4 protein-coding genes are annotated in these 6,311 nt (G+C 37.0%); all 4 read left to right on the top strand.

Features of this window, described 5'->3' with window-relative positions; genetic code table 11:
• The first annotated feature begins 52 nt into the window (after positions 1–52).
• Positions 53–181: a hypothetical protein gene (locus NF867_RS18345; protein ID WP_256471426.1), complete on the top strand. Its 129-nt coding sequence runs from the start codon at positions 53–55 to the stop codon at positions 179–181.
• Positions 182–398: 217 nt separating this feature from the next.
• Positions 399–4,250 (top strand): TIM-barrel domain-containing protein, encoded by a 3,852-nt coding sequence (locus NF867_RS14085; protein ID WP_252588761.1) that lies wholly within the window; start codon positions 399–401, stop codon positions 4,248–4,250.
• 346 nt (positions 4,251–4,596) lie between these two features.
• Positions 4,597–5,646: a complex I subunit 1/NuoH family protein gene (locus NF867_RS14080; RefSeq protein WP_252588760.1), complete on the top strand. Its 1,050-nt coding sequence runs from the start codon at positions 4,597–4,599 to the stop codon at positions 5,644–5,646.
• A gap of 61 nt (positions 5,647–5,707) precedes the next feature.
• The gene (locus NF867_RS14075; RefSeq protein ID WP_341870050.1) at positions 5,708–6,292 is read left to right on the top strand and encodes a 4Fe-4S binding protein; all 585 of its coding nucleotides are present in this window, start codon (positions 5,708–5,710) and stop codon (positions 6,290–6,292) included.
• Positions 6,293–6,311 lie beyond the last annotated feature (19 nt).

The following is a 6,311-nucleotide window of genomic DNA, read 5'->3' as shown; positions in this document are numbered from 1 at the left end:
AACCATTTTCCATCAGCTAAATAACCTACTGCCCTAACGACCCTAAACCCGATTGCAATGGAAAGCCCGCAATGAAGCGCAGGTTACGGAGCGCTGGCATGAGGACTTGCAATGGAAAGCGGGACTAATAGAAGTAAAAGGTACTGGATCAGGATTTTCAAAAAATGACCTTTTTTATTAGATTCTTATTATTCCCAATGTCTATTTTTTACCAATGTTGGTTTATTAAGCGACCATATACCTTACTTTTCCTTGAAAATAATTTTACGCAATCGATTACGTGAATTTTTATACCAGTTAGTCGCTTTCTAAATATTAATTTGGCTTTGTATTGTTCATAGATGTCTTTTTATGAAGATTTTGATTGGAAAAATCATTAATTAAAAACCAAATTAAAAGTGAATTTCAAAATACAAACCAGAGCTATTCTACTACTAGCATTTGTTTCATTAATGTCGAGCCCTGATGCACGTGGGATGCAAGTGCAAGGCAAAGTAAGAACAGAAAATCAACCTGCTACAAAAATTGTTAAGGTTCAAAAGATTAATTCTAGTACAGTAGAAGTAGTTTTTGCTAATAATGAAATTTTAACCGTTGACTTTTACGGTGAAAATATCTTTAGACTTTTTAAGGATAATTCAGGAGGACTTATTCGGGATCCGGAAGCTAAACCTGCAGCCAAAATCTTGGTGGTAAATCCAAGAAGACCCCTTGATAAGGTTAATTTCTCAGAAGCGAATGATAAGATAACTATCACATCGAAGAATGTTTCAATCTTAATTGATAAGAATACAGCATTATTTAAAGTCATTAACCTGAAAAATAATTCGGTGGTAATGGAATCTACAGCTCCAGTTGCTTTTGATAAGAAAAGCGTAGAGTTGTCTTTAAAAGAACAACCGCAAGAATATTTTTATGGAGGAGGAGTTCAAAACGGTCGTTTTTCTCATAAAGGGAAAGCCATCTCTATTGAAAATCAAAATAGTTGGACTGATGGCGGTGTAGCTTCACCATGTCCTTTCTATTGGTCTTCAAATGGATATGGTATCCTTTGGCATACTTTCGCTAAAGGGAAATATGATTTTGGTGCAAAGGAGAAAGGCATTGTTAAATTAAAGCACGAAACCGATTATCTTGATCTTTTTGTGATGGTTGATGATGGTGCAGTAGCGCTTTTAAACGATTTTTACCAATTGACCGGAAATCCTGTTTTGTTACCAAAGTTTGGTTTTTATCAAGGACATTTAAATGCCTATAATCGCGATTTTTGGAAAGAGAACCCTGATGGAATTTTATTTGAGGATGGCAAGAAATACAAAGAAAGTCAAAAGGATAATGACGGTATAAAAGAGTCGTTGAATGGCGAAAAGAATAATTACCAATTTTCGGCTCGTGCAGTTATCGACCGCTATAAGGCACATGATATGCCATTGGGTTGGATTCTTCCTAATGATGGTTACGGTGCAGGTTATGGCCAAACGGAAACCTTGGATGGAAATATTCAAAACCTGAAAAGCTTCGGCGACTATGCACGCAAAAATGGTGTTGAGATTGGCCTGTGGACTCAGTCAGACCTTCATCCTAAAGCCGAGGTTGCTCCACTTTTGCAAAGAGATATTGTTAAGGAAGTTAAGGATGCAGGTGTTCGTGTTCTTAAAACGGATGTGGCTTGGGTAGGGGCAGGTTACTCTTTTGGTTTGAACGGAGTGGCTGATGTGGCACAAACAACTCCTTATTACGGAAACAACAGCCGACCATTTATTATTTCGCTTGATGGCTGGGCAGGAACTCAACGTTATGCTACTATCTGGAGTGGTGACCAAACCGGTGGCGTTTGGGAGTATATCCGTTTTCATATTCCAACTTATATAGGTTCAGGTTTATCTGGCCAGCCAAATATTACTTCTGATATGGATGGTATTTTCGGTGGAAAAAATGTAGCAGTTAATGTTCGTGATTTCCAATGGAAAACTTTTACGCCAATGCAACTAAATATGGATGGCTGGGGTGCTAATGAAAAGTATCCGCATGCACTTGGCGAAACAGCTACTTCCATTAATCGTAATTACTTGAAGCTTAAATCGGAGCTTTTACCTTATTCATATAGCATCGCCAAACAAGCAATAAATGGTTTGCCAATCATGCGAGCCATGTTCCTTGAATATCCAAATGCATATACACAAGGTGCAGCAACTAAATATCAATATTTGTATGGACCTTACTTTTTGATTGCTCCTATTTATCAGGCAACACAGTCAGATGATAAGGGTAATGATATTAGAAATGGCATTTATTTGCCGGAAGGAACCTGGATTGATTATTTCAGCGGAGAAAAATATGAAGGGAACAGAATCATTAACAATTTCGATACACCTATTTGGAAATTACCGGTTTTTGTGAAAAATGGAGCTATTATTCCGATGACAAATCCAAATAATCACGTTTCTGAAATCAATAATAAAACTCGTATCTATGAAATTTATGCTAACGGAAAAAAATCGTTTACCGAATATGACGACGATGGTGTAACTGAAGCCTATAAGCTGGGTGCGGGTGTATCAACCCTGATCGAAACCCAAACGGACGGCAAAGGTAATGCGCTAGTTTCCATTCAGCCGGCTAAAGGAAATTTCGAAGGTTTTGTAAAATCAAAAGCTACAGAGCTTAGAATTAATGTAACAGAAAAGCCTAAAGCTGTTTCGGTAAAAATTGGCAAGCAGCAATTGAAACTATCGGAAGCAAAGTCGTTGAGTGATTTTAACAAATCTGAAAATGTGTATTACTACAATGCTGCGCCAAATTTAAATCAGTTCGCAACCAAAGGGAGTAATTTTGAAAAGACAACAATCACCAAAAATCCACAGTTTCTTGTAAAGTTAGCTTCAGGCGATATTACTGCTAACGCAACTACCGTAGAAATTAAAGGCTTCAAATTTGAACCTACCGATAAGCAGCGTGTAAAAACCGGTAAGTTATCAACCATGCTTAATGCGAAAGTTGCTGATAAAAACGCTACGTCATATACTTTAAAGCCTACTTGGACTAAAGTTGCCAATGCCGACTATTACGAGATACTTTTTAATGACATGAATTACAGTACGATTAAAGATACCATGTTATTATTTGAAGGTTTATCTCCTGAAACTACCTATACATTTAAAATTCGTTCGGTAAATAAAGACGGTTATTCAAATTGGGACCAGTTTACCGCAACAACCAACGCGAATCCATTACAATTTGCCATTCAGAATATTTCCGCTGAATCAACTGCCAACGACCAGGAAGGTGAAGAGGTTTCAAATCTTTTCGATTTTGATGAAAGTAGTATGTGGCATACCACCTGGGATGGAAACTCGGTTCCATTTGATATGGTGCTGGATTTAAAAACTGTGAATCACTTAGATCGATTTGATTATTTACCTCGTAATGGTGGGAAAAACGGCGTTTTATTAAAAGGCAGCGTTTACTATAGCAATAATAAAGAAACCTGGACTTCTGCCGGAACTATTGATTGGAAAAGTAATAACGACTTAAAAACATTCACGTTTAGTGGTCAGCCTAGTGCGCGTTATATCAAAATTGCTGTTACCAGTGCAGTTGGAAACTTTGGTTCGGGCAGGGAATTATATGTATTTAAAGTTCCCGGAACCGAAAGCTATTTACCTGGCGATATTAATAACGACCGTTTAATTGATGGTAATGACTTAACTTCTTACATCAACTATACCGGATTGAAGAAAGGAGATGCTGATTTTGAGGGCTATATCAGTAATGGTGACATCAATAAAAACGATATTATCGATGCTTATGATATCTCTGTGGTAGCTACTCAATTAGAGGGTGGAGTTGACGCTACTAACACTGAAAAAGTTGCTGGGCGTCTGGAGCTACGAGTTCCAAAACAAGATTATACAAAGGATGAAATCATTGAAGTTACTGTTAAAGGTGTGGACTTGACCTCGGTAAATGCGCTAAGTTTTGCCATTCCTTATAACCCTCAAGATTATGAGTTTGTAGGAGTAAAGCAGTTGAATACTAAAGACATGGAAAACTTTACCAATGACAGGTTACATACCGATGGTAAAAAGGTACTGTATCCAACCTTTATTAATGTTGGTAATAAGGAAACATTAAAAGGCAATCAAGACTTATTTGTTTTACGTTTTAAAGCCAAGAAGAAAATAAAGTTCGACCTTAAAGCAGTTGATGGCTTATTGATAGATGCGAAATTGAATTCAGTTAAGTTTTAATAAGTGCTTATAAAAAACTGCCGGTAATTGAGGTTATCGGCAGTTTTTTTATTGAGATAATTGGGTTTTGCCTTTGGTTTATAAAAATCATTTTCAAATGATCCACTAAATAATAATTATAAATATTGATCTAAAAGCAGTAAGATTTCATACTGCTTTTCTTTTTTAAGAGCGATTAAATAGAATTTTTTACTTTAATGTCTTGTAATTCTTTTGCTTGTAATGGAAGATTTAAATTTTGAATTCTATTCTAAAACTATAAGGATTGTAGAGTTTTCGCTATTTGATTCGTATTTCCTCCGAATAATTTAGTTTCTTTGTACCAAGAGCCTAAAGCAAAAACCGAATGATAATTGCAATCAGCATTCTTTTATTCATTGTTACGTATGCACTTGCAGCCGTATGGGCCGAACGTAAAGTTTCAGCATTTATTCAGGACCGTTTGGGGCCAATGGAAACTGGAAAGTTTGGTTTGTTGCAAACCGCTGCGGATATTTTAAAACTGATACAAAAAGAAGGTATTATTCCTAAAGCAGCCGATAAGTGGCTGTTCGTTATTGCTCCAATAATTATTTTCGTATCTGTTTATATGGGTTTTGCGGCTATTCCATTAGCTCCGGAGATTATTGGTACTGATTCGAACTTAGGCGTGTTTTATGTTCTTGCCATAATATCAGTTGAAGTGGTTGGGTTTTTAATGGTAGGTTGGGGTTCTAACAATAAGTATGCTTTGTATGGTGCAACCCGATCTGTAGCGCAGATCGTTTCTTATGAAATTCCTGCAGGCATTGCGATCATTTCCGCAGTAATGTTGGTGCAAAGTTTAAGTTTGCATACTATCTCATTAAATCAGGGCATTTTAGCAACAGATACTATTAAGTTTTTAGGTTTTTGGAAAGTAAATGAGGTGGGTGGAATACTTGCCTGGAATATTTTCCAAGCTCCGCATATGCTCATCGCTTTTCTAATTTATTTTACCGCTTCCTTGGCCGAATCGAATCGTACACCGTTTGATATTCCGGAAGCAGAATCAGAACTTGTTGCTGGGTTTCACATTGAATATACCGGAATTCGTTTTGCTTTAGTGTTTTTGGCAGAATATGGAATGATGTTGTTAGTGTCGATGGTAGCGGTGGTATTATTTTTAGGAGGATGGAATACTATTCTCCCAAATATGGGCCCACTTAAATTAGCAACCTGGACAACTGGCGCTTTCTGGGGCATTTTTTGGGTTATGAGTAAATCACTAACACTTGTGTTAGTACAAATGTGGATACGTTGGACATTGCCGCGTTTTAGAGTGGATCAATTAATGGGTTTTGGATGGAAAGTACTTACTCCTGCCGCCTTTGCCTGTTTGTTTATTTCAGGTATTTGGCGATTGCTGGTGATGTAAAAAACTACCGCTCTAAACAAATGTTTTATAAACAGGAAATTCTAAATTAATCAGATATAAATTGAAAAATAAAGGTTCAAATATTATTAGCGGAATTGGTTCAGTACTGAAAGGTATGGGACTCACCATTAAACACGTTTGGGCAGCCAGAAATGGCCGTAAGTTTGATGGAGTGGCTAATGATAATTATTTTGAACAACAGGAAGGTATAGTTACGATTCAGTATCCTCACCAGGAGATTCCTGTTCCAGAAATAGGACGTTATCAGCTCGATGTGAAAATAGATGATTGTGTGGTATGTGACCTTTGTGCTAAAATATGCCCGGTCGACTGCATTACCATCGAATCTATTAAGGCGGTTGAAGATATTGGAAAAACATCCGACGGAACCACAAAACGTTTGCATGCTTCTAAGTTTTTTATTGATCATGCTAAATGTATGTATTGTGGCTTGTGTACAACGGTTTGTCCTACCGAATGTATTATTATGACTAATGAGTACGATGTCAGTGTTTTTGACATTAAAGAAATGGATCGTAAATTTTCGGTAATGACCGAGCAGCAGGCTGTTGAAAAGCAATTAATGCTCGATAAGTTTAATGAAGAGCGCGCCGCAGCAAAAGCCGCTGCAACTAAGAAAGATTAAGTTAACTAGTAGATTTAAG

The sequence above is a fragment of the Solitalea agri genome (assembly GCF_023914155.1).
In the GTDB taxonomy this organism is placed as follows: domain Bacteria; phylum Bacteroidota; class Bacteroidia; order Sphingobacteriales; family Sphingobacteriaceae; genus Solitalea; species Solitalea agri.
Note: the sequence above shows the minus strand (reverse complement) of the source record. Positions and strands in the feature narration are given on the sequence as shown.